The organism is Sinomicrobium weinanense (genome assembly GCF_018863395.1).
GTDB lineage: Bacteria > Bacteroidota > Bacteroidia > Flavobacteriales > Flavobacteriaceae > Sinomicrobium > Sinomicrobium weinanense.
Map to the genome: position 1 here is coordinate 64,455 of NZ_JAHKRR010000014.1, position 24,819 is coordinate 89,273.

General features: G+C 44.1%; 18 protein-coding genes. 8 read left to right on the forward strand and 10 right to left on the reverse strand.

The window, feature by feature from the left end; translation table 11 throughout:
- Positions 1 to 63: 63 nt before the first annotated feature.
- From KN811_RS21115 to KN811_RS21150, 8 genes are all read right to left on the reverse strand, one after another.
- Positions 64 to 606 (reverse strand): gluconate 2-dehydrogenase subunit 3 family protein, encoded by a 543-nt coding sequence (locus tag KN811_RS21115; protein ID WP_187965625.1) that lies wholly within the window; start codon positions 604 to 606, stop codon positions 64 to 66.
- 2 nt (positions 607 to 608) lie between these two features.
- On the reverse strand, positions 609 to 2,306 hold the full coding sequence (locus KN811_RS21120) for a GMC oxidoreductase (protein WP_187965624.1): 1,698 nt from the start codon (positions 2,304 to 2,306) through the stop codon (positions 609 to 611).
- A gap of 41 nt (positions 2,307 to 2,347) precedes the next feature.
- Complete coding sequence (locus tag KN811_RS21125; RefSeq protein WP_187965623.1) at positions 2,348 to 3,187, reverse strand: sialate O-acetylesterase; 840 nt, start codon at positions 3,185 to 3,187, stop codon at positions 2,348 to 2,350.
- 2 nt (positions 3,188 to 3,189) lie between these two features.
- A complete protein-coding gene (locus KN811_RS21130; RefSeq protein ID WP_187965622.1) occupies positions 3,190 to 3,927 on the reverse strand; it encodes an SGNH/GDSL hydrolase family protein in 738 nt (245 codons plus the stop codon).
- A 45-nt stretch (positions 3,928 to 3,972) separates the two neighbouring features.
- A complete protein-coding gene (locus tag KN811_RS21135) occupies positions 3,973 to 5,649 on the reverse strand; it encodes an FAD-dependent oxidoreductase (RefSeq protein ID WP_187965621.1) in 1,677 nt (558 codons plus the stop codon).
- 44 nt (positions 5,650 to 5,693) lie between these two features.
- Complete coding sequence (locus tag KN811_RS21140; RefSeq protein ID WP_187965620.1) at positions 5,694 to 7,160, reverse strand: RagB/SusD family nutrient uptake outer membrane protein; 1,467 nt, start codon at positions 7,158 to 7,160, stop codon at positions 5,694 to 5,696.
- 22 nt (positions 7,161 to 7,182) lie between these two features.
- Positions 7,183 to 10,425 carry a TonB-dependent receptor gene (locus KN811_RS21145; RefSeq protein WP_187965619.1) on the reverse strand — a complete coding sequence of 1,081 codons (3,243 nt, stop codon included), beginning with the start codon at positions 10,423 to 10,425 and terminating at the stop codon, positions 7,183 to 7,185.
- Between the two features lie 386 nt (positions 10,426 to 10,811).
- Complete coding sequence (locus KN811_RS21150; protein WP_187965618.1) at positions 10,812 to 11,981, reverse strand: FecR family protein; 1,170 nt, start codon at positions 11,979 to 11,981, stop codon at positions 10,812 to 10,814.
- A gap of 167 nt (positions 11,982 to 12,148) precedes the next feature.
- On the opposite strand from KN811_RS21150, the gene KN811_RS21155 reads away from it, so the two are divergent.
- The 8 genes from KN811_RS21155 to KN811_RS21190 all read left to right on the forward strand — a co-directional run bounded on the left by KN811_RS21155 (position 12,149) and on the right by KN811_RS21190 (position 23,976).
- Entirely contained in the window at positions 12,149 to 12,673 is a 525-nt protein-coding gene (locus KN811_RS21155; protein ID WP_247716581.1) for an RNA polymerase sigma factor, read from the forward strand.
- A gap of 411 nt (positions 12,674 to 13,084) precedes the next feature.
- A complete protein-coding gene (locus tag KN811_RS21160) occupies positions 13,085 to 14,194 on the forward strand; it encodes an arabinan endo-1,5-alpha-L-arabinosidase (RefSeq protein ID WP_187965616.1) in 1,110 nt (369 codons plus the stop codon).
- 80 nt (positions 14,195 to 14,274) lie between these two features.
- The gene (locus KN811_RS21165; protein WP_187965615.1) at positions 14,275 to 15,819 is read left to right on the forward strand and encodes a glycoside hydrolase family 43 protein; all 1,545 of its coding nucleotides are present in this window, start codon (positions 14,275 to 14,277) and stop codon (positions 15,817 to 15,819) included.
- A gap of 89 nt (positions 15,820 to 15,908) precedes the next feature.
- Positions 15,909 to 17,408 carry a sulfatase gene (locus KN811_RS21170; RefSeq protein ID WP_187965614.1) on the forward strand — a complete coding sequence of 500 codons (1,500 nt, stop codon included), beginning with the start codon at positions 15,909 to 15,911 and terminating at the stop codon, positions 17,406 to 17,408.
- A gap of 52 nt (positions 17,409 to 17,460) precedes the next feature.
- Positions 17,461 to 18,924: a sulfatase-like hydrolase/transferase gene (locus KN811_RS21175; protein ID WP_187965613.1), complete on the forward strand. Its 1,464-nt coding sequence runs from the start codon at positions 17,461 to 17,463 to the stop codon at positions 18,922 to 18,924.
- A 65-nt stretch (positions 18,925 to 18,989) separates the two neighbouring features.
- Positions 18,990 to 20,453, forward strand: a complete 1,464-nt coding sequence (locus tag KN811_RS21180; protein WP_187965612.1) for a sulfatase — start codon at positions 18,990 to 18,992, stop codon at positions 20,451 to 20,453.
- A complete protein-coding gene (locus KN811_RS21185) occupies positions 20,437 to 21,879 on the forward strand; it encodes a sulfatase family protein (RefSeq protein ID WP_187965611.1) in 1,443 nt (480 codons plus the stop codon). Before KN811_RS21180 ends, KN811_RS21185 begins: the two co-directional genes overlap by 17 nt.
- A gap of 45 nt (positions 21,880 to 21,924) precedes the next feature.
- Positions 21,925 to 23,976, forward strand: a complete 2,052-nt coding sequence (locus KN811_RS21190; RefSeq protein ID WP_216335018.1) for an arylsulfatase — start codon at positions 21,925 to 21,927, stop codon at positions 23,974 to 23,976.
- Between the two features lie 79 nt (positions 23,977 to 24,055).
- Here the strand turns inward: KN811_RS21190 and KN811_RS21195 are convergent, their stop codons facing one another.
- Positions 24,056 to 24,409 carry a hypothetical protein gene (locus KN811_RS21195; protein WP_187965610.1) on the reverse strand — a complete coding sequence of 118 codons (354 nt, stop codon included), beginning with the start codon at positions 24,407 to 24,409 and terminating at the stop codon, positions 24,056 to 24,058.
- A 21-nt stretch (positions 24,410 to 24,430) separates the two neighbouring features.
- A complete protein-coding gene (locus KN811_RS21200) occupies positions 24,431 to 24,604 on the reverse strand; it encodes a hypothetical protein (RefSeq protein WP_187965609.1) in 174 nt (57 codons plus the stop codon).
- Between the last annotated feature and the right edge of the window lie 215 nt (positions 24,605 to 24,819).

Below are 24,819 nucleotides of genomic sequence, written 5' to 3' on the forward strand. Positions count from 1 at the left end.
AATCTGGCTGTCATGAGTAAAAAAGTGATTTTAAATCAGATTAAATATTGACTAACTATTATTTTATATTGCCCAGGGTTTTTGCCCTTCTTCAAGGGGCATGCAAGCAATATACCTTCCCGGAATCGGCTCGTAAGCCCTGGCCCGTACCATTCCGATTTCAGAAGTGAAATAACCGCTAATGGTAAGGCTTCTGAAAATATCAAAATAGTGTTTTTCTTCTGTGTTTAGAGCCTCTTCCTGCAATCTTCCCAAAAATTCGAATTTTTGATCGGGAGCCAATTGTTGAAAAGGCCTGTTGTATTGAGTTGCACATTTTTGGTCTAAATCGTTGAGGCCGTCAATGAACAGGTTCTTTTGCTCATCCCTGAAACAATCCTTTACCATAACGATCATATATTCCCCGATCCGGGCAGCTTTCGCCCCGGGAATGTCATCGGTAGCGGGGATAATTGTTTCTCCTATGTCATCGAGAAAAGAAAGTTCAACATCTTCAATGCTCACCCTGGTTTTGGGGACATACGAACAGGAATATAAAAGCCATGAAGGAATTAGTGTGATCCCTCCTAATATACCTGCCCGGTGTAAAAAGGTTCTTCGTAACATTGCTATAAATTTCTTTTGTTTAATTCCCTTACTGCGAAATCTGCTGCCCGGGCAGTGAGGGCCATATAAGTTAAAGACGGGTTCTGACATCCGCTGGAGGTCATGCATGCTCCATCGGTAACAAATACATTTTCTGCTCCCCACACCTGGTTATTCCTGTTCAGTACAGAAGTTTTTCTGTCCCTGCCCATTCGGGCAGTACCCATTTCATGGATATTAAGCCCGAAGTTTCTTTTTTCCTTAAGGTCCCTGATATTCTTAAAATTGGCTTTATCCAGCATTTCCATGGCAGTTTGGACCATGTCTTTTTCCATGGCTCTTTCGTTCTTTTTATATTCGGCATCAACCACCAGCAAAGGAATTCCCCATGAATCTGTTTTTTCCGGATGTAACGATATACGATTTTCATGATAGGGAAGACATTCGCCCATGCCGTGCATTGAAAACGTCCAGGGGCCGATACCGGTCATTTCTTTTTTCAATGCTTTTCCTATTACTGCCTGTTCATTCCCGGTTGAGGAAGGGCGAAAACCTCCGCCGGAGTAAGCGTACCCTCTTACAAAATCCGGTTGTTTATCTTCCTTAAAATTCCTGAACCTCGGCATATAAATACCTGCAGGTCTTCTGCCGGCATAATAGCTGTCTTTAAGGCCTTCGAACTCCCCAACTACCCGGGCATTGTAATTGTGATCCATGAGATTATGTCCCAATGATCCGCTTTCATTTCCCATTCCGTCGGGGAAGCGGTCAGACCTGGAATTCATCAGGATAAGTGTGGAGTTTAAGGTTGAGGCATTTACAAAAATGATTTTCGCAAAGTATTCTGTGGCTTCTTGGGTATTGGCATCTATGACCCTGACCCCGGTGGCTTTACCTTTTTTCTGGTCATAAATTATGGAATCTACCACGGCATGAGGCCTTATGGTAAGGTTCCCGGTTTTCTGTGCTGCAGGCAGGGTTGAGGAATTACTACTGAAATAACCGCCGAAAGGACAGCCCCGTCTGCATAGATTCCTGTATTGGCAGGGGCCTCTTTCACCGTGTTTTACGGTAAGGTTGGCCATTCTGGAAATTATAAGGTGCCTGTCCTTGTAATGCGAAGAAAGCATTTCTTTTACGTAGGTTTCCAGGCAATTCATTTCCATGGGAGGCAGAAACTCCCCGTCAGGGAGTTGCGGCAGGCCATCCCTGTTGCCACTGATCCCTACAAATTTTTCAACATAACTGTACCAGGGGGCTATGTCCCTGTATCGTATGGGCCAGTCTACTGCTATTCCTTCTTTGGCATTGGCTTCAAAATCCAGATCGCTCCAACGTTGCGTGTGGCGGGCCCAGAGAAGGGATTTTCCCCCTACCTGGTAACCCCGGATCCAGTCGAAAGGTTTGGATTGTTCATAAGGGTGCTCCTTATCCTTTACAAAAAAGTGTTCGGTATCTTCCGAAAAGGCATAACACCTGCTGGCTACCGGGTTTTCTTCGATAACTTTCAGAGGTAATCTGTTTCTATGCGGGAACTCCCATAAATGCATATGAGCGGTCGGATAGTCTTTGATGTGTTCTACCATTCTTCCGCGTTCCAGGACCAGGGTCTTTAATCCCTTTTCACAAAGTTCCTTGGCTGCCCACCCCCCGCTAATACCGGAGCCTATTATGATGGCATCATAGGTGTTCTGGTCTTTGCCTTTTTTGTTTATATACATTGGTTAATTGTTTGTTTTTGATTTATGTATGACTGACGATATTAATTTCCTTCTTTTATAAGATCTGTTAAAACTTTTCCGAACCTGTGTCCCAACTCGATCTGTCCCTGGGAAGAATAATGCAGTTCATCATGCTTCTTGTCAAGGCCGTCTGTTGAAATCATATAAGTGTACGCTACGTCCTGTTCAATTTTTTCCTGGGCCTTCTGTACCAGTTCTGCTCCTGGATATCGCTCAGTCACCGGATTTATTCTGCCGTATAATACAGGTAAATCTTGTTGTCCCATATCTTTACGGATGTTGCTTATAAGTTTTTGAAAACCGGTATAGTAATCTTTTCCGGCTGCTGTAAATCTGGCGTCAGTTTCGCCCTGCATCCAGACCAGGGCTACGGGTTCGACCTTTTTTCCTTTGATAGTTTTACGGGTATGGTAAATCAACGAGTCATAAAGTTTGCCAAATTCCGGAGTCCCCATTGTTGTTACTTTTTCAGGATCGTAATCAACAGCCCAGTCATACATGGAAGAACCACCCACGGCATATTTAACAAGTACGAACTCCCGGTGCGGAAAATGTGCTGACAATTCCTCACAGATCCCTAATTCCGGTCCGAATGAACTATCGGAAGCGGGAACGAGCTTAGAGCTTTTTCCGAAATTATAATAGGTTATATGGTCACTGATCTCCTTATCACCGATCTCCTTTTTCTGCCCGGCGCCAACCATATTGGACTGTCCGCCGAGGATGATGAGGCCGACAGGAGCTGCTTTATCCTTTTTTGTGCTGTCCTCCCGGTTATTTTTCCTGTTGGCTTGACACCCGGTGGCTCCCACTACCAGTAACAGGAAAAGTATATACAAACTATTGATTTTTATTTTCATATTCAATAACTGATTAGTTTTTGTAAAAAGGCGGGATAAGTTTCCCCCAGGGAAGTACCTTGCCCTTTCACGTTCTTCCCATAGGTTATGGAATCTCCCAGACACAGGATATTAATACTATTATCTACCAGGTTGTTTTCCAGGAGATATTCGTATATTTTTTCTGCTATAAGTTTATAGCCGATAGCCGTAGGATGAACACCATCCCTTTCCTGGCTGTTAAACTCGTTCTTTATGAATGGATCCCGGTTGTGCACAGGTATTTTCCTTTCGGAAAAAAGATGATATAAATCGATCATTCCAAAATCGTAGTCATCTTTCAGCTTTTTCATAATAGAAGCAATACTATCCAGCTTGTCGTTGGGATGTTGTCTGTACATTCCCGGATCGTGTCTTTGATACAAAAAAACGGTGTCCACCGGAGGAGGGCTGAGCAGGACACATTTTATATTTCGTTTTTTTATACGGTCCAACAGGCTTCTGAGGTTGTTTTTATATTCCCCGTAGGAGATCATTTTCGAAGTATTGAGCATATCATTGGTCCCTATCATTAAAAGGATCAGGTCCGGATGTTTTTGCCATATATCATTATTCAGCCGGTTCAGAAGGTCCCTGGTAGAATTTCCGCATACGCCCGAGTTGATCACCAGATGACCTTGCCCGTATCCCTTATCGGGGAATAAGGAACTTGAAGCCACCAGGATAGCTATAAGGGATTTTACAATAAGAAGCCTACACATAAAAGCGCTTTAGGTACCGATTTTCTTCTAATTTACGTATCTGGATCAATGTTTTTCCGATGATGCTGGCTCGAGCACCTGTTTGTCCGCCTCAAGCCGTTTTCTCAACGATCCGTATTCGAGATCCTGGACTATGGCTTTTTTATGTTCAATGGCCATTACAGCTATTGTCGCTGCACTTTGCCCGAGTATCATAAATACGGGTTCCATTCGAATAGAACCGAAGGCAATATGAGAACTTGAAACTGCTACCGGTACGATAAGATTACTACATTCCTTCTTTTGGGGCAGGATGGCACCCAGTGAGATCCGGTAGGGGGCTTCCGGATGTACCCCGATATCCCCTTCGTTCTGTACATTACCTTTCCTGGTCACATACCTTTGTACGTTGTGGGAATCCATGGTGTAAGACCCCATTCCTATGGGATCGTGCACCGGTTTCTTTCCCAGTATCTCATGTTCGGTCATTACATACTGCCCGATCATTCTTCTGGCTTCCCTGACATAGATCTGATAAGGCCAGTGGCCATTGTCTGCAAATTCATCTTTGGCGAGGCCCCACTGTCCGAATTTTTTCCGGACTTCTTCCGGAATACGCGGATCTGTTGCCATGAAATAAAATAGTCCCTTTTGATAGGTTTCATGGGCTTTGACGATCTCTTTGCGTCTTTGGTAACTGGCCTCAGGGTATTCGTAATTCATTCCTATATAATCCGTACTGAAAGGGCCGTGATTATTGGTGTCCGTTTTTAAGTTGGGAACCGGGTCGAATTTGTTAAAAGTCTCGTCCCACCCTTTATCGTATAGCCTTACCAGCAACTCGTACTGTTCCGGGGCATAACCTTCGGGTTTCTCAAAAGGGACCCGGTTCTCTTTTACCCGGGTCATACATACCCGGAAACAATAGGCCTGTATCCTGTGATCTCCGTCGCATTTATGGCCGGGGGCCTCCGGGGAAATTCCCTTAAGAAGCCCACTCTCCGGGTTTCCGGGAACCTTATAAGGGCTTATCCCGAAGTCCCCGAAATGATGCGAATGATGAAAAACCTCCGGCTGTACTCCATTCCATTGCTCATTATAGGTATCACAAGATTCTCGTCCCACCGTATAAGAAACGCCGGCAGAAGCCATGAGGTCTCCTTCATAAGTCGCATCAATAAATACTTTGGCCTTAAATTTAAGGCCTGATTCCGTCGTTATGAAACTTATCCGGTTACCTGTTTTCCGTACCCCGGTTTTCCTGTTGAGGTACGCATCCCGGTAAACTTCAATATCGTATTCCCTGATCATGTCCTCGAATACGTTTTCTGCGATATGCGGCTCGAATATCCACATCGTCCTGTGTTCCCCGTCAATAGCAGGGGTTCCTTGTCCAATATTGCCATAGGATTCCTTGTTTTGCCATTTCCAGGTGGAAGGTTCCTGGTAATATTCATAGATTCGCTGGTAAAATTCCCTGGCCAGGCCTCCTATAACACTTTTATTGCCTGTATCGGTGTACCCCAGCCCGGAGGAGGAGAGACCACCGAGATGTTTGTCGGGAGATACCACCACTACGGATTTTCCCATTTTTTTCGCCTGTACCGCGGCAATTACGGCAGCAGAGGTCCCACCGTAAATCACGACATCTGCCTCGACCGATGGGGACTCCTTTTTGGATTGGTCGTTGCAGGATATACAGAAAAGGATGATCAGTAATTGTATAGCCTTTTTTGAATTCATTTTAAAGATTTTGGATTAAAGGAATGGTGTTATTTATATTGCTTTTAATACCCCGGATTCTGATCGCTTGGATTCAGGGCGGGATTATTATTGATCTCATCTACAGGAAGAGGCAAAAGCAGGCTTACATCATTCCATGCTTTCCCGGTGGCTTCAATGACTTGCTGTGCTTTTCCTGTTCTGAGAAGGTCATTCCACCTTTTCATTTCCAGGACAAACTCGAAAGCCCGTTCATCCAAAACCCTGTCTTTGAATTCCGAAGCCGACATCCCTGAAGGGTAATCTACATCAGAAGGACTGTTCAGGTCTAATCCATACCCTCTTCTTCGAATAATATTGAGCCTTTCCAGTGCTGCATTATCCGGCTGACCGCTTAATTCGCAGGCGGCTTCGGCATAAATAAGATAGGCTTCCGCCAATCTGAAGACAGGTATATTGTTTCTACTGTTATTGGTATCGGGGGCACCGGGATCCCTGAACTTTCTGAACAGCACGGGAGTTTCCTGGTTGACCCAGGTGGTATCCCCGTCGATAATTCTATAAGAGAACAGGTTAAATTCTTGTCTCAGGTCATCTTCATCCCATCTTCCCAGGATAGAATTTTCTTCAGGAACCCATCCTCTGAAACCTCCTACGGAATACCCCATAGCGGGATCTCCGATAAAAACGGGTATACGGTGTCCGTTTGTTCCGCTGTGATGAATGGACCAGATATCTTCTGAATGCGTATTTACCCCCGGACCGTATATCTGCATAAAATCTTCTGCTTCATTCACCTCGATCAGGGAAAAAGCTCCGCTTGTAATAACTTCATCGGCCAGGTCACTTGCTCCCTGCCAATTTTCGGTGTTCAGGTAGGTATCGGCCAGCAACATTTTTGCTGCCCAACGGGTAGCGCGTCCACTTTCAGAGTCCGGAAATGAAGCCGGAAGATCGGGGATGGCTTCCTCCAGGTCGTGAATGATAAAATCCCATGTTTCCCGGACGGTAGCCCTTGGTGTGGCAATATCGTCGAGATCGACAAACTCATGGTCTCTTACGGGAACACCTCCCCAGTATTTTACCAGGTTACTATAGAAATAGGCCCTTAAAAATCTGGCTTCGGCAATATATTGCTTTTTTACCCCTTCATCCATATCAATTCCGGGTACATTATCAAGTACGGCATTTGCGCGGTTGATCCCCCTGTAGATATCGGTATAGGCATCGAACATCCTGCTTTGGTTACTATTGTCGAGTGGCAGGTCATACACGCTCATGGGAGACTGACTTCCCCTGCCGTTGGAGTAATCGGCCCTGTTTTCCAGCATGGCCATATACCAGATCGTCGGAAATCCTCCATCCTGCCCGAGGGTACTGTATACAGCTGTTAAAGCCGAAAGGGCATCGGATTCATTTCTGTAAAAATTCTCCTTGACCAGAAAGTGTTTAGGGTCTTCAGTCAATTCATCCTGGCAGTTGACCAATGTCAGGGATAAGACCAAAACTATGATGATTTGTATTTGTTTCATTTCACAGGTTTTTGATGGTTAGTTACAGTTGTAAATTTAAACCGAGGGTAAAGATTTTGGAAGAAGGATAACCGGTCTGGTCGATGCCTATTCTTAGATCCCCTTTGGCTGCCCGGGTATTTACTTCAGGGTCCAGACCCGGGTAATTGGTCACTGTAATAAGGTTCTGTCCGCTGACATACAGTTGCAGGGAACTGATAGGGAGTTTCATCTCCGAAACCGGCAGGTTGTACGCTAACCTGATATTTTTTAACCGCAGATAAGACCCGTCCTTAACGAATCTGTCAGAAACCCTGAATTGCGACCGGTCGGCGGTTGGTGCCGGATAATGTGCATCCGTGTTCTGCGGGGTCCAGGAATTTTCAGACTGGTCAGCGAGTTGATTTCCCCCTTCGCTCAGGGAGTTGGCAACTACTGCACCGGTAGCCCAGAAAAGATCGTTCCCCTGGGACCCTTCTATAAAAATATTGAGTTCAAAATTTTTATAGTTCAGGGTGTTATTCAGGCCATAGATGAAATCGGGGTAGGGGGTCCCTATAATCTGCTGATCTTCGTTGGAGATTTGTCCGTCTCCGTTAAGGTCCCTGTAATTAATGACACCCTGGTCATTGTAGCCATCTTCCATAAACCCGTAAAACATTCCAAGGGGCTCACCTTCCCTGGCAATGTTGATGGGAGCGGCAAACGGAATATCTAACGGGCCTCCGAGGATATCTTTCCCTATGGTGATCACCTCGTTCCTGTTAAAGGATAGTTGCCCGAAAATATCCCAGCTAAAGTCCCCGTCAAAAACCAGTGCTCCAACACTAAACTCCATGCCCGAATTTCGCACTTCTCCCAGGTTAGTGATCAATGAACTGTACCCAACGGATTCCGGAAGTGGAATTATGGCAAGAAGATCCGTAGTCTTTTTGTTGTAGTAATCTATGGTAAACCTGTAACGGTTGTTGATAAACCCTATATCAAGTCCGATACCTAACTGGGCCGTGGTTTCCCATTTTAAATTAGGATTTGGGGCAGAAAGGCTTGCAAACCCTATGACATCTGTATTTCCTAAAGTAGCCCTGGTCTGTCCCAGGGAGTTCAGCGAGCGGTAAGGGTCGATAGCCGTACTTCCGGTTTCCCCGTATCCGAGCCTCAACTTCAGATCGGACAAGGGGTCCCAGTTCTTAAGAAATTCTTCGTTCTTGATTTTCCAGGCGAAGGCGCCGGAGGAAAAGATCCCCCATTTGTTGTTTTCTCCGAACCTGGACGAGCCGTCCGCTCTTATACTGGCCGTAAACAGGTACTTATCATTGATATGATAGTTGACCCTTCCCAGCCAGGACAATAAGGTCCATTCTGTGATCGAAGAACTGTTGGGCAGGGTATTGCTCCCGGAACCCAGCGCATTGTTTTCCAGATCGTCTGTTGCAAAACCGGTGGCACTGGACTCATTATATTTACTTTGAAAGGTCTGTACGGTAAAACCTCCTACAACATTAAGCCTGTCATTACTCCCTACCGGCCTGTCGTACGTAAGGATGTTCTCATTCAAATATGAGATGCTCCTGGTCATGCCGGTGTGCCCGTATCCTGTCGGGGTGCGATTTGTAATAATGGAAGGGGAATAATAATTATTTTCAGTAAATGCCTGTTGCGTTCCTCCCAGCACTTTGAGTTTCAAATGATCACTAAACCTGAATTCGGCAGAAATATTGGCAAGTACCCTGGTGGAATACTGCCGGTCCAGGATTTCCGCATAAGCCAGGGGGTTATTAATAACCACCGGGCTGAACGGGTATATCCCTACCTCGTTCAGATTTCCTTCACTATCATAAGGAGCAATGGTAGGGGGGGCTGCAAGAGCGGCAGCAAAAATATTGTTTCCCCCGCCTGATCCATTATTTACATTGGCGTCATTGTTTTCCCAACGTGTTATTACCGCATCGGTACTTAACCTGAACCAGTCATTTACATCCTGGTTAAGTGCCAGTCTCAGGGATCCTCTTTTAAGACTGGAATTTAGAATCACTCCATCCTGGCCAAAGTAATTGGCGGAAACAGAATAGGAGGATTTTTCATTTCCCCCGGAGAATGTAAGGGTGTGGCTCTGAATGGCGGCAGACCTGAAAATTTCATCCTGCCAGTCCGTATCGGCTTCCGGGAGGTTATTCAGGTCAAAGGGTTCCGATACCCCCTCATTAATAGCCCGTTGATTTGCAAATGTTGCGAACTGGGAAGAATTCATCATCCTGTATTTCTTTATGACCTGCTGAATCCCGTAATAACTCTGGTAATCTATTCTCCCCTTTTGTCCTTTTGTTCCTTTTTTAGTGGTTATCATAACTACACCGTTTGCACCCCTGGACCCATAAATAGCGGTGGCTGAAGCATCTTTCAGAATATCTATGGACTGTATGTCCGAAGGGTTCAGAAAGGAAATACTTCCAATGATGGGAAAACCATCCACTACATATAAGGGATTGTTATCCCCCAGGTATGAATTTCCACCCCGTATCTGAATCTGGACACCGGCTCCGGGCTGCCCGGAATTCTGGACGACCCTGACCCCGGAAGCCCTTCCTTTCAGGGCCTGCTGTACGTCAGACGTAGGTAGTGCCGTCAGATCTTCTGAATTAACGGTTGAGACGGCTCCTGTAACATCTGTACGTTTCACAGAGCCATAACCTACGACTACCACTTCTTCCAACCCTTCTGCACTTTCTATCAGGGTAACGTCGATAGATTTTTTGTCTCCAACCTTAATTTCCCGGGATTCGAACCCCATATAACTAAAAACAAGTACGGTTTCGGGACCGGATACATTTATCGAATAATTTCCGTCAAAATCGGTTTGTGTTCCATTCGAGGTTCCTTTTTCAATAATGTTGGCTCCTGCCAATACGGTGCCTGTACTATCTATAACCCTGCCGCTTACGGAATATTGAACAATGACATGTTGTGGCGCCTCGTTTCGGTCCGGTCTTTTGACCAGGGATATTTGTTTGTTTTCAATAGAGTATGTGGTAGCAGAGCCTGAAAATATATTGTCCAGGACCGTTGTGATTTGTTCATTTCTGGCCTTAACGGTCACTTTCCTGGATAGATCAATATCGTCAACCAGGTACAGGAACCTGTATTCGGTTTTTCTTTCCATATAATCGATAAATTTCTCTACGGTTACATGCTTTAGATCAACCGATATTTTCTTATTCTGTGAATATGAATTTCGGGCGCTTATGGCAAACACCCCCGTGAACAATAAAAGTAAGCTGATTTTCATTCTTAAATCGAATTTGACCAATACAGGTCCTTTCCTGGCTCGGTTCAGAGGAATTTTCATAATTTTGTAATGTTAATGTGGTTATACTTTGAGTTTAACCATTTGTCTGAATCGGGAAATGCTCCAACATTTCCCGATTGTTTTTTAAACCAAATGACTATACCCTGTAATGAATCGGATGTTTAAGAGTCTGTCTAAGTTTTATCCTTTGGTTCTTTTATGCGCCTATTTCCGCCATACTTCAGCTATTTTTCGACACGTAGCTAAGGCTATGTGCCTCAAAATACCTTCGTCTGACAAAAAAATGCACTATAAAATATTCCAAAAACAAAATTTAGACAGACTCTAAGGTGTTTTTTATTTAATCATAGGCGAAAAAATTAGATTTATTTGACGGTAATATGCCCGTCATTAATTTTAAATTCAATATCATAGGTGTTTTTAAAATACTTCAGAATATCCTCAATAGGTTCATTCCCGAAATTTGCATTGAACTTTTTATCTCCGAACTTTTGGTTTTCATTGGTGATGGTGATATTATAATGCCTTTCCAGTTTTTTTAAGATGTTCCCGAATGTCATATTTCTAAAGATCAGTTTTCCTTTCATCCAGGAAGTGTAGGTGCCTGTAATCACAGGTTTTGTAGAGATATTGTTTTCCTTTCGGTCATAACTCCCTTTAAACCCGGGTTTTAGAAGAATGGGGTCTTTTTTCGGCAGGGCATTATTTTCAATATCCAGAGAAACGGAACCTTCGACCAGGACAACTTCGGTAGTCTGATCTTCCGGATAGGTGGAAATATTAAATTTTGTACCCAATACCTTTACATTTAGATTGTCGGCATTGACAATGAATGGCCTGTTGCTGTCTTTAACTACTGCCAGGTAGGCTTCTCCGGATAAATACACCAGCCTTTGCCGGTCTTTCGGGAAGTTTACGGGATATTTCAGGGAAGATCCCGAATTTAAATAGACTACGGTGCCGTCCGAAAGCTCCAGTTCAAATCTTTTCCCATAGGGTACGGTCAATTGATTATATGAAATGACATCCGGTCCGCCTGCTGTTTTTTTATATGTTATCCTGTTTCCTTTTTGGTTTCCGATAAAATCTCCTTTTTCGCTTACCAGTCTTGAATTTCCCGACTCCGAAATAACTTCAATGTTACCATTATTCATTTCAAGGGTAATTTCTCCGTCAGATGGCATTGAAATTTTATCCGGGGACTTTTCAGTCGGTACAGGTTGTATTAAAAAATATCCAACGGAGAGCAGAATCATAACCATTGCCGCTGCTGCATACCGTATATATTTGCTCCACCGAAGGCCTTTTGTTCTTTTCCCCTCTTTTTTTATTTCTTTTTTCAGGATATCTTTTATTTTATCGGGATCAGGTCTGTTCATAGCAATTTGGGTAATGAATAATACTTTTATCTGCTCCTTAAGCACTAATTTATATCCTGGATTCTGAATCCATTTGTTCAACTGGTCAAGTTCTTCGGCAGTGGCAGTGCCATGCAGGTACCTGACTAAAAAATGCTCAAAATTCTTGTGATCCATGATTGTGTGACTTCAATATTATTATGCGTAAAATTTTCAATACCCTGATGTTTTTGGTAATTTTTTTTAATATTGTCATGTTTTGCATTCAAAAAAAGCAGTATATGTATTTTGAGGACCATGAAACTTTTGTTAGATGTCTGAGGGACGGAGATGAAAGAGCATTTATGTATTTAGTGGATAAGTATCACCAGAGATTGTATTCGTATTGCCAGGTATTGGGTAATGATCATTCGACTTCCGAGGATATTGTTCAAAATGTTTTTATACGAACCTGGCACTTTAGAAAAAAACTGAAGCCCGAGTTTTCCCTGCAGGCATTTTTATATAAAACAGCATACAACGAGTTTTTGATGGAATATCGCAGGAACAAAAAGGTAATTCCATTGGAACATGATCATTATGGGGCATTGAATGAAGTTGTCGGGGCCATGGATGAAGAGACACTGGAGAAAATGATTTCACAGGTCACCGTAGAGATTCAAAATTTACCTAAAAAATGTCGTGAGATTTTTACGCTCAGCAAAAGGGAAGGGCTTACCAATATGGAAATTTCAGATTATTTAAATATTTCCATCAAAACCGTAGAGACCCATATAACTCATGCATTTTCCATTCTGAGACAAAAACTTGGAGACCAATATGAGTCTTTTTTATTTCTGCTCCTGAGTCCGAATTTGACCCCGAAATAAATCCCGGATTTAGTATCGAAAGTCCGGCGAATGGGGCAGGTTTTATATACAACTATGTTTCTCTGGCCCTCACGGTAGCCTGGTCCCTTCTCCCGGCCCTTTTTTATACGCCCGGTTGTCTGATGAAAAAACACACTACAATCCTGATGATTATCGGGACCAAAAACAAATTTTAAGCAGTTTCTAAGGTGCTGAGACCAAAAAATTGATAAAACTCAACATTTTTGCTTTTAATTTGGACAAAAGTCCCCTGATGCTGCATTTCTATTCCCTTATTTTACTGTTGAGGAGAAATTATTTACCCGGACTTACACCATCGGGAGTTAACCCTTGATAACACCACTTGTCAGCTGGCTCCTGATGTCTGTTGTAAGCAGAATGCTCCTGTTTGAAAATTAACCAAAAACACCAATGATGAAAACATCCCTTTTTGTATTCCTGAGTGTCTGTGCCGTATTTTCGGCTTGTAATTCCGAAACCGGACCCGTCCGAACAGCCTTATCCGAAAATACTGAACTAACCGGCGAAATGTCTGAAGGAACAGGACTGGTTGGCCTTACCGGCCTGAATGATGCGTCGCGCATCATCAAGTCGGGGGACAAGTATTTCTGGTACTCGACCGGCGGAGGTATCAAAATGAGATGGACCGCGTCGCCGCAAAGCGGTGTGTGGAACAGCGGACCAGACGTATTTCCTACCCGTCCCGCCTTCTGGGCAGATTATAGCCCCATAAATATAGCCTGGGCCCCTGACATTGTTTATCATGTGATCTCCGGAGAATACCGCATGTATTATTGCGTATCCAGCCTTGGGAGTACCAAATCGGCCATCGGGCTCGCCACGAACACGACATTGGATCCGGCCGATCCCGATTATGAGTGGGTCGATAAGGGAATTGTGATCTCAACCGAGGAGGGCGATCCGTACAATGCCCTGGACCCTTGTCCGGTCCGTACACCCGAAAACGCATGGTTCCTTTGTTTCGGATCGCATTTCGGCGGGATCAAACTGATCCGGCTTGGCCCGGATGGAAAGAGGCATCCGACCCTGACCAATATGTGGAGTCTGGCCAGAAAGGAGCCCAAAGCAAATAGTGCCATTGAAGCCGCCGCCATATATCCGGGAACCAAAAACGGTACAGCCGGATTCTGGCTTTTCGTGAACTGGGGCACCGGTCTCGGCCATGAGGAGAACGCTACTTACGAAGTTCGTATGGGATGGTCAACCGATATCCGCGGACCGTATGCAGACAAGAACGGTATGAATATGTACAATGGGGGAGGGACCGTTTTTATGCCAAATAAACAGACCTTCATCTGGGATAACAGCACCCGTATCGGACGAGGACATATTGGCATTATAAAAGGTGAAATGCTGGATGGAACGCATCCGGACTGGGTAAGTTATTCTTATTGGCTCGAAAACCCGCCTTCAGGCGAGGATGGCAAGCGGTTCGGGCTGCAACGGTTAAAAGCGGATACCGACGGCTGGCCGGACGATCGAATTCTGTTTCAGAATTGATAGCCGGAAATTGGCATTTGCACATAGAAAACCTAAATCTGGGGAACTTTTTAGATATAGTTAATTAAAATAAAACAGACGTGAAAAGATTAAAAAATCAGTATATTATATGCTTTGTAATATTGTCATTTGTTTTGGTTAGTTGTGAAATGGCTGGTATAGATGAAGAAGAGGAACTTCAAACAGTCTATAATTTATATAATCACTATAGTAAATATATTGCAACAGACGATACAGATCTTGGGGCACCTTTGTACCGGAACCGAACACGTGGGGCCGTACATATGATGCAGTCTTCCAACGGTTTTTATTATGCCTATGATGGAGATGCCGGTAATTGGCCGATTCATCGTTCAGAAGACGGTGTTTACTGGGAAAGACTTGGTAATGGCGGGGAAGCATATCCCCAAGGTACATGGGGACAACGGAACTTCTGGGTACCTGAGGTCATCGAGAATAATGGCAGGTATTATATGTTTTATTGTGCCCGTGAAGATTACGATACCCGCTCTTCCCGCATTGGGGTAGCTATTAGTGATAGCCCCGAAGGGCCATTTATAGATACCGGTATACCATTATTCGATGGTACGGAGATGGAAGACTGGCATGTCATAGACCCTAATCCCTTTATTGATCCGGATTCCGGAAAGAAATATTTATATTTTGTTAAAGATGGGGCTCTTTATACCTATTGGAATGACGATTTGAATAAAGAGATCGGGGAGAGCCGTATTTATGGAGTTCAACTCTCTGATGACATGCTGTCTGTAGAGGGAGAAGCCAGGTTATTATTAAGGCCTTCACAGCAATGGGAATATAAATCTCACCTGCTTAACGGCAGGAAGTTGTGGAATGAAGCGCCGCAAATATTAAAAAAAGAAGGTGTTTATTACCTGATGTACTCCGCAAATTTTTTTAAGACAGAACATTATGCTGTAGGCTATGCTACATCACAAGCCCCGTTGGGAGTTTATGAGAAAGATGAGAACAATCCGGTGATCGGTTCTGTTGGAAACATCAAAAAAGCCGGTCATAACTCCGTTATACGGTCCCGGGACGGATCGGAATATTTCACATCGTACTCCACATTGGGAGATGGCAGGTACCTGAGCCGGATCGGCTTCCGGAAGAATGGATCCCTCTACGTTAATGGTCCTGTTAAAGGATATCAGGTTATGCCGGGGGGGACAACGGATTATGTGAATTATGCAGAAGAGGCAGAGATCAGTACAAGCTCAACCAAAGCATTATATGAAACAGAAGCGATCACCGATGGAGAAATCGGTATCTATGAGCGGTACGAGGGCTATGAGTGGAGTAGTGATGGTGAAAGGGAAGGAGCCTGGGTACAGCTTCATTGGGAAAAATCACAAAAAGTAGAACTGATCCTAATTTATACCAGCGCATTGCAAAGCAGAAAGGTTCAAAAAGGTCAGGTTACCCTCAACGGGGATACGAAGCAAACAATTTCTGATATTAATATCCCTGCAGACCCGGGTGAGCCGGCTATTATCCGTTTTCCAAAAGGAATGAAGATCAGTTCCCTCAAATTCGAGGTGACGGGGTTACAAAGTTCGGAGGGTATTTCCGGTATGTCGGAGATCATGGTATTGGGAAAGAAGTAATGAAAATTTATAAGCAAACCTTTAGCACACTTACGGAAAATTAAAAATAAAAACAGCCATCATATCTTTGAAAACAACAACATAGCATTATGAAATTGAAATTAAGTATATCTCTTGTATTAACATGCCTGTTGGCACAGGCTATTTTTTCCCAGGACGGACCATCAAGACCAAATATCCTTTTTATTTTGGTGGATGATCTCAAGCCTAACCTCGGCGTATATGGCGATACCACGGTCCAAAGCCCCAATATCGATAAACTTGCCGGGGAAGGGATGGTATTTGAACAGGCCTATTGTAACCAGGCGGTATGTGGCCCTTCGCGGTATAATATCATGCTAAGTTCCCGGTCTACAAGTACAGGCCTGTACAGCTTCGGGACTGAGTTCCGGGATGTTATCCCCGATGCTGTGACCCTGCCCCAATATTTTAAGAATTCAGGGTATCACACCGAATCCATGGGTAAGGTGTATCATATCGGGCATGGCAATACCAATGATGAGGCCTCCTGGAGTATCCCCCACTTTAAGGAAAAAGTGATTGAATATATAGACCCGGAAAGTACCAATCGTAAACTCACCCGGGAGGAAGCATTTTTTGAAAATACCCGGATGTATATCGAAGAGACCCCTGCCAACCACAAATTGCCGCGCGGGGCTGCCTGGGAGGCTCCTGATGTTCTGGACGGTGCCTATGCCGACGGGCGTGTGGCCAATCATGCCATTGACCGTTTACGGAAGCTGAAGAACAAGCCCAACCAGCCCTTTTTTATGGCCGTAGGATTTGCCCGGCCGCATTTGCCGTTTAGCGTTCCGAAGAAATACTGGGATCTGTATGATCCTGAAAATTTACCCATGCCGGAATATGAAAAAGCCCCTGAAGGCTCTCCCGGCTTTACCGGGAAACGGGACCATGAAATGGCAAATTACTTCCCTGTTCCCGTGGGTAAGGATGTGTATGATGACGATTTAAAACGAAAACTGATCCACGGGTACTATGCCAGTATAAGCTATATGGATGCCCAATTGGGAAAGGTGATGGATGAACTGAAAAGATTGGAACTTGATGAGAATACCATTATAGTGCTTTGGGGCGATCACGGCTGGCACCTGGGCGATCATGCCATCTGGACCAAACATACCAATTTTGAGCAAGCCAATCGTATTCCCCTGATTTTTAAAGTACCGGGGGTAACCGGGCCCGGTAGTTCAACAAAACAGTTTGCCGAGTCTGTCGATGTTTACCCTACCCTGGCCAGTCTAGCCGGACTGGATAGGCCCACCGGCCCACAACCTATTGACGGGATTGATCTCAGCCCGGTATTAAAAGATGGTTCCAAAGAAATAAAGGACCACGCTTACCACACTTTTCCCATGGGCGGGTATTTGGGAGAGGCTATACGTACAGATCGTTACAGGCTGATCAGGTGGACGCCAATGCGGGATAACGGTAAAGAAGTGCTTTATGAGTTGTACGACTATGATAATGACCCGAAGGAGACTAAAAATATAGCTTCGGAGAAGCCGGGTGTAGTTTCAGAACTTAGAGAAATACTGGAAAAATATCCCGAAGCGAAAAAGAGGATATAAGGGATAATTAGATACTATAAATCATTTTAAACATGCTCTAAAACCTTGTCATATGTTTAATAAACTTAGAAAGCAATTTCTGGTTTTGCTGGCTCTCCTGTTGGTTATGGCCCCGGGATGCAAAGAGAAAGCCGAAAACGCTGCCCCTGATGCTGAAAAACCCAATGTCATTTTGGTTTTTATTGATGATATGGGCTGGTCAGACCTTTCCGGTTTTGGCAATACGGAGGCTGAAACGCCTCATATCGATCAGTTAGCTTCGGAAGGGATCAGTTTTGATCAGTTTTATGTAAATGCCCCGATCTGTTCTCCTTCCCGTGTAGCCATTTCCACAGGCACTTATCCCCAGCGCTGGAATATTACTTCATTTTTAGCCAGGCGTAAATATAATGCAGAACGGGGAATGGCAAACTGGTTGGATACCTCGGCTCCCATGCTGGCGAGAGATTTGAAAAATGCCGGTTATGCGACCGGGCATTTCGGAAAATGGCATATGGGCGGGCAGCGTGATGTTGATGAAGCCCCGGAAATTACCGAGTATGGTTTTGACAGATCCCTGACCAATTTTGAAGGCATGGGGCCCAAGTTATTGCCGCTTACCAGGGATGCGAAGGGAAAGGTTGGCCGGATCTGGGAGGATGCCGAACGGCTCGGGGGGCCTTATACCTGGGTACAACGTTCAGAAATTACGACCGGTTTTATCGATATGGCGATGGAATTTATGGAACAGTCTAAAAAGGAAGATAAACCGTTTTACGTAAATATTTGGCCCGATGATGTCCATAGCCCGTTCTGGCCTCCCTTCGAGGATTATGATTTGACAAAAGAAGATGGAAAAAGGGCATTATATCTTGCAGTTCTTGAGGCAATGGATAAACAATTCGGAAAATTGTTTGATTATGTTAAGAACGATAAGGACCTACGTGAAAATACCCTTATTATCTTCTGTTCCGATAACGGCCCGGAGCCGGGTGCTGGGAGATCCGGCAATCTTAAAGGTTATAAAGGGCATTTATATGAAGGAGGGATCCGTTCATCTTTAATCGTTTGGGGACCAAATTTTATGCCTGAAGATGCTATCGGAACCCGCAATAACCGGAATTATTTCTCAGCGATCGATTTAAAGCCCTCTATTCTGGAATTCATTGGGATAGACACCCCTGAAGATGAAATAACAGATGGTGAAAATATATGGCCAACCCTGCTTGGTAAAGCCGGTAAATCAAGACAATCACCTATTTTTTGGGCACGTCCGCCGGATAGAAAAAAATATGAGGATTTCGATAAGCCTTTACCCGATCTTGCCATCCGCGAAGGGGATTTTAAACTGCTTTGCGATTTTGACGGCAAAAGGCCGGAACTTTATAACCTTATGAAAAAACCTGAAGAGAACAACAACATCGCCCGGCAACATCCGGATAAGGTTGAAAGTATGGTCAAAAAGGTAACCGCCTGGTATAGTAAAATGCCGCAGTTGGAAGATAAGGAAAAGAAGGAGGAGATTTCTAAAGAATGATATCTCAGGGACGTAAAGCGAAACGGGCCCGGGAAAGGAGTAAAGAATAATTAGTAGGCTTAATTATGAAGAAACTATGGAGTACGGTCCGGAAGAGTGAGATAAACCTAATACTTTTTGCGTGTTGCCTTCTTATACCTTTCGGAGCATTATTTTCCCAGGAAAAATATAATGTATTATTTATTGCAATAGATGATCTGAATGATTATGTATCTCTTCTGGAAGACCATCCGGGGATCAAAACACCAAATCTGGACAAGTTTGCCAAAAAAGCTGTAACTTTTACCAGGGCCTATACCGCCGCACCGGTCTGTAATCCTTCACGGGCAGCAGTTTTAACCGGGCTTAGTCCGGCTGCTACCGGTTTATATGACAACCGGGATCATTTTCAGAATTCGGAAGAAGCCATGGCGGCTACACTGATCCCCGAGCATTTTAAAGAAAACGGTTATATAACGATGTGGTCGGGAAAATTATTCCATACCGGAGGGAAACAGTATTTTTCAAGACCCGGTAAACAGAGGATGGAAAAAATGTGGGATGATTCCCAAGGACATGACGGAGGATATGGACCTATGCCTGTAAAAAGTAATATTCCCGATTCAATAAGACATCCTCCACTGTTTGATTACGGACCGTGGAAAGGCCCCGATAAAGATTTTCCTGATGTTGTAAATACGGATATAACCATCGATAGGCTGAATCAAAGTTATGATTCTCCCTTTTTTATGACTTTGGGACTCTATAGACCACATAATCCCTGGACTGCCCCTAAACGTTTTTTCGATATGTATCCTTTAGACGAAGTTAAAGTCCCGGAAGTCTTTGAGAATGATCTGGATGATATACCTGAAATAGGTAAAAAGTGGGCGGAAAAACCGGTAAACTTAGATGCTTTGAAAAGTATAAATCAGTGGAAACCGGTGGTCCGGTCATACCTGGCCGCTATCTCATTTATGGATTACAACCTGGGCCGTGTTCTTGAAGCATTGGAAAATAGTGAATACAGTGATAATACTATTGTAGTACTCTGGGCAGATCATGGCTTTCATATGGGAGAGAAAGAACATTTCGCCAAATATGCGTTATGGGAAAAAACGACGCATACACTGTTGATGGCAAAAATTCCTGATGGTCCTGAAGGAGAAAGAAGGGACCAGCCGGTAAACTTGCTGGATATGTATCCTACCTTAATAGATTATTGTGATTTACCGGGAACCCCTCAAAAATTAAGTGGAAGATCCCTGCGCCCCTTAATTGAAGACCCAGGGGCATTAAGAGAAAACCCCTCAATTACTTATTACATTAAAGGAAGCCTTGGAATGCGTAGTGAAAAATGGCGGTATATCAGGTATTACGATGGTACCGAAGAACTTTATGATTCCAATGAAGATCCCGGCGAATGGAAAAATTTAGCCGGTAAACCTGAATATAAAAACGTCATAGAGGGATTTTCCAGATGGATACCTGATAAAATAAAACCGGATGTGGGGCCCATTAAAAGCAATCAAAATGAAAATAATAAATAGTCTTTTAATAATTAGCTTTCTGTTGTTCAGTATCATGGTGGAAGCCCAGGATAAAGGACAACGTCCCAATGTAGTAATATTTATTGCCGATGATTTGGGAAGGAATGACCTCGGACCGTATGGTAACCGGGCAGTAAAAACCGCAAATTTAGATGAACTGGCCGGTGAATCTGTAGTTTTTAATCAGGCGTTTGCTGCTTCACCTACCTGTACCCCTTCCCGGGCTTCCATACATACCGGACTTATGCCCTTTCGCAATGGGGCACATGCCAATCATACCGGCGTTAAGGGTGGCGTAAAAACCTTACCCGCATATCTTCAGGCCGAAGGATATAAGGTGGGGTTCGCAGGAAAGTTACATATAGGCCCTGTGGAAGCCTATCCGTTTGATTTTATTGAAGGGACAAACGTCCGTGAACCGGGCCATGAAAATGATGGGGTATTATGGACTGATCTGGAATTAGGCCCGGTCGATAAATGGTTAAATAAAGTTTCAGGCGATCAGACTCCCTTTGTTTTGGTGGTTAATGACCATAGCCCGCACGTAATCTGGCCAGAGGAACCGGGTTATAGCACCGGTGAAGTGGACATCCCGTCAATACATATTGATACTAAAGATACACGAAAATCACGAGCCCGGTATTATACCGATATTACCAAAATGGATAAAAATGTAGGTAAAATGCGTGAGTTAATCAGGAAAAACGGGTTGGAAGAGAATACCATTTTCATATTTACTGCCGATCAGGGACCGCAATGGGCTTTTGGAAAATGGAATTTATACGATTATGGAATACAGGTCCCGCTTATGGTCTGTTGGCCCGGAAGAACCGATGAAAGCCGGGAGAATGACGATCTGGTTTCCCTTACGGACCTTTTACCAACCCTGATTGAAATTGCCGGAGGGGAAGCCCCTAAATCTGTAGACGGCAGGAGTTTCCTCGGATTATTAAACGGAGAAAAGACCACGCATAGAAAATCCGTGTATGGTTCACATACGGGTGATGGGAGTATGAACCGGAGTCCAATGCGGATGATTCGGACAAAACGCTACAAGTATATTTTAAATCTGGCTCCGGAAGAAGAATACCATACCCACATAGACAAGGCCAAAGACCATGACGGGGGAAGGGAGTACTGGGATTCCTGGAGGGCCAGGTCCTTTAGTGAAGACGCTGATGCTTCTGTAGTGTTATGGCGTTACCACAATAGGCCAAAGGAAGAACTCTATGATATTGTTAAAGATCCGGGCGAAAGGAACAATCTGGCGGCCCATCCGGATTATAAAGAAATTACAGATGATTTCCGTGAACAAATGAAAGAATGGAGGGGAGGACAAAACGATACTGAAACAGGGCCCTATAAGCCAAAGAAAACCAAAAATAATGGTAATAATAAGAAACCTGTTGCTCCGTATATTTTTTAATTATAATATGTTGTTCACATTGAACTCGTTTAAATAACTTGTCGTATGAAAATAAAATATAACGGTTTTGTGGTTCTTATAATAATGGCTTTCCTTTCCTGCAAATCAGAAAGAGAAGGAGAAACCAAAGCACCGGCTAAAAAGCCCAATATAGTATTAATTATGGCAGACGATATGGGCTTTTCGGATATTGCCTCTTATGGAGGAGAGGTAGAGACCCCTAATCTGGATGCCCTCGCGAAGGGTGGCGTACGCTATACTCAATTTTACAACAATGCCCGCTGCTGTCCCACCCGGGCATCTTTAATGACCGGACTCTACCCGCACCAGGCGGGAATGGGCTGGATGACCACAGCAGATATGGGTACCCCTGAATATCAGGGTGAGCTTAATAGTAAAAGTGTGACCATTGCCGAGGTTTTACAAACGGAAGGTTATCATACTTATATGTCCGGAAAATGGCATTTAAGCCGTGTAAGGAATATTAAGGCCGGAATTAAGGATAACTGGCCCAGCCAACGGGGCTTTGATCGCTTTTTTGGAATTGTGGACGGTGCTTCCAATTATTTCACTCCGAATGTTTTTAGCGATAATAAAAAGTATAAAGCACCCGGAGCGGGAGAAGATTTTTATTTCACCCATGCCGTAAGTGACAGCACTGTAATGTTCATGGATAAACATTTTTCTTCTGAAAATGAAAACCCTGTGTTTATGTATGTGGCTTATACTGCGCCGCACTGGCCACTTCATGCCCTGGAAAAGGATATCGAAAAGTATGAGGAAATGTATAATATGGGGTGGGACCGGCTTCGCGAACAAAGGCTTGAAAAACAAAAAGAATTGGGAATTTTCGATGCTTCTGTCGAATTATCAGGGCGCGACCCGAAAATCCCTGCCTGGGAAGAGCTGTCTAAAGAAAAACAGGAAGAATTTGCAAAGCGGATGGCCATTTATGCAGCGCAGATAGATGCTATGGACCAGGGTATTGGAAGGATAGTCGATAAACTGGAAGAACTCGGGGAACTCGATAATACATTACTGATGTTCTTATCAGACAACGGTGCCTGTGCAGAATATATCAGCGGGGAGCCGGGCAAGGAGGTAACCGGGAAAGCCGATACCTGGGAAAGCTACCGGATCCATTGGGCCAATGGCGGAAGTACCCCGTATAAGGAATATAAACACTGGACCCATGAAGGAGGCATAGCCACCCCGTTTATTGTTCATTGGCCCGGGGGGATAGACAAGAAATTAAACGGGAAATATATCAGGGAGCCGGGACATATTATGGATATTATGGCTACCGCCATAGCGGTTTCAGGTGCTAAATATCCTGAAAAGTACAAGGGGAATGATATAGTCCCGTTGGAAGGTAAAAGTTTAGTGCCCCATTTTTCCGGCTGTAAAACGAATAGGGGGCCTATCTTCTGGGAACACGAATCGAATATAGGAATGCGGGACGGTCACTGGAAATTGGTGGCGAAAACAGAAGAAAACACGGAATTTGATCCTGATAATTTGGAACTGTACAATATGGAAGATGACCCCGTCGAACTTCATAACCTTGCCGAAAAAGAGCCCGGGCGTTTAAAGGAGATGTTTAAAAAATGGCAGGCATGGGCCGATAAGGTAAATGTGGTTTACGATACCCGTGATTATGGTCAGAGGACCAGGGCATATTCAAAGGTAATTAATGGGGAATTTGAAAATGAATTCGCAGGCTGGCAATTTGAGGGGCATCCCAATGATGATGTATTTCAAATTGATTCCTCAGGTGTTATATCAGGAAAGAATTCGGCACAAATAAAGGGGAAGGGAACCATGTTCTGGCCGTTTTTTGCAAAAGAAGGTGAAAAGTTTAACATCTCCTGTAAAGCCAAAGCCGATACAAAGACCACCATAAAGATCAGGTTTGAATCTGTTTCGGGCAAAACAGGATATTATTCCGAATTAATAACATTGAATAAAGATATCAAAATATTTAATTTCAATACACCGAATATGCCTGTTCCCGGCAGGTATCGGCTTATTTTTGAATTTCAGGATACCCAAAACAAAATATGGATTGATGATGTACAGTTAGAGTTGGAGGAGTAAATTTTAATGTGGTATAAATCCGGTTTAAACAAGCTCTGACTACACATAACTCAGCAAAAAAATACGATACTCATGTTATTTAGTTGTTGGTGTTGACGATGTTTAAAAAGTCCTTAAAACACAACGGATTGGGAGATACCGAAGCGTCTGCTTGTAACTCGAGGGATTTCTGGCAGAATATGGGGTTGACAAACCATGCGGGAGAACCGGGGGGCATATTCCTGGGACAGCTTTGTTGCAGCAGGGGATAGGTGGCCAGGACCACTCCGTATTTCTCAAACCTGTCGAAATAGATATCCAGGTAATGCTGTGGGTACCACGGACGTGTAGCAAACATGGCTTCCCACTCTTCAGGGCTCACCCGGTTTGTATAGGCCTCTTTATACCATTCCCGCAATGGTATCATTTTTAAAATAGGGGAGTGCCACTTCATACAGCAACCTTTTGGTAAAATTCACCAGGGAAATACTGCCATCGGGTTTTTCTTCATATCCTGATCCACGGTTTCGAGATTGGGCTCGTTCCCCAGTTTAAAAATATCGACATAAGGCCCTACCACCTCCAGGATCTTTGAGGCGGTATCGAACAGTTCTTTTTCCTCCCGGGAATCTGCTGCGGGAATACGCATATTGTTTTTGGTAAAATCCCAGCGAAACCTGAATGCCAGCTTGTAGCTTTTTTTCCGGCTTCGACGATCCGGCTCAAACCCGCATCGTTTTTTATCCTGAGATCTCCGTAGATGTAATCCATGATCCTCGGTGTTGTTCTGATCCAGTTGACCTGTGCCTCTTCGAGGTATTTAAAATCTATGATCTCGGGATTGTGGTTAAAGTTGGACCCTAA

Bases quoted from the DNA above. Each gene is read 5' to 3' on its own strand.
- KN811_RS21115 (WP_187965625.1), bottom strand. From the start codon at position 606: ATGTTACGAAGAACCTTTTTACACCGGGCAGGTATATTAGGAGGGATC.
- KN811_RS21120 (WP_187965624.1), bottom strand. From the start codon at position 2,306: ATGTATATAAACAAAAAAGGCAAAGACCAGAACACCTATGATGCCATC.
- KN811_RS21125 (WP_187965623.1), bottom strand. From the start codon at position 3,187: ATGAAAATAAAAATCAATAGTTTGTATATACTTTTCCTGTTACTGGTA.
- KN811_RS21130 (WP_187965622.1), bottom strand. From the start codon at position 3,927: ATGTGTAGGCTTCTTATTGTAAAATCCCTTATAGCTATCCTGGTGGCT.
- KN811_RS21135 (WP_187965621.1), bottom strand. From the start codon at position 5,649: ATGAATTCAAAAAAGGCTATACAATTACTGATCATCCTTTTCTGTATA.
- KN811_RS21140 (WP_187965620.1), bottom strand. From the start codon at position 7,160: ATGAAACAAATACAAATCATCATAGTTTTGGTCTTATCCCTGACATTG.
- KN811_RS21145 (WP_187965619.1), bottom strand. From the start codon at position 10,425: ATGAAAATCAGCTTACTTTTATTGTTCACGGGGGTGTTTGCCATAAGC.
- KN811_RS21150 (WP_187965618.1), bottom strand. From the start codon at position 11,981: ATGGATCACAAGAATTTTGAGCATTTTTTAGTCAGGTACCTGCATGGC.
- KN811_RS21155 (WP_247716581.1), top strand. From the start codon at position 12,149: ATGTATTTAGTGGATAAGTATCACCAGAGATTGTATTCGTATTGCCAG.
- KN811_RS21160 (WP_187965616.1), top strand. From the start codon at position 13,085: ATGATGAAAACATCCCTTTTTGTATTCCTGAGTGTCTGTGCCGTATTT.
- KN811_RS21170 (WP_187965614.1), top strand. From the start codon at position 15,909: ATGAAATTGAAATTAAGTATATCTCTTGTATTAACATGCCTGTTGGCA.
- KN811_RS21175 (WP_187965613.1), top strand. From the start codon at position 17,461: ATGTTTAATAAACTTAGAAAGCAATTTCTGGTTTTGCTGGCTCTCCTG.
- KN811_RS21180 (WP_187965612.1), top strand. From the start codon at position 18,990: ATGAAGAAACTATGGAGTACGGTCCGGAAGAGTGAGATAAACCTAATA.
- KN811_RS21185 (WP_187965611.1), top strand. From the start codon at position 20,437: ATGAAAATAATAAATAGTCTTTTAATAATTAGCTTTCTGTTGTTCAGT.
- KN811_RS21190 (WP_216335018.1), top strand. From the start codon at position 21,925: ATGAAAATAAAATATAACGGTTTTGTGGTTCTTATAATAATGGCTTTC.
- KN811_RS21195 (WP_187965610.1), bottom strand. From the start codon at position 24,409: ATGAAGTGGCACTCCCCTATTTTAAAAATGATACCATTGCGGGAATGG.
- KN811_RS21200 (WP_187965609.1), bottom strand. From the start codon at position 24,604: ATGCGTATTCCCGCAGCAGATTCCCGGGAGGAAAAAGAACTGTTCGAT.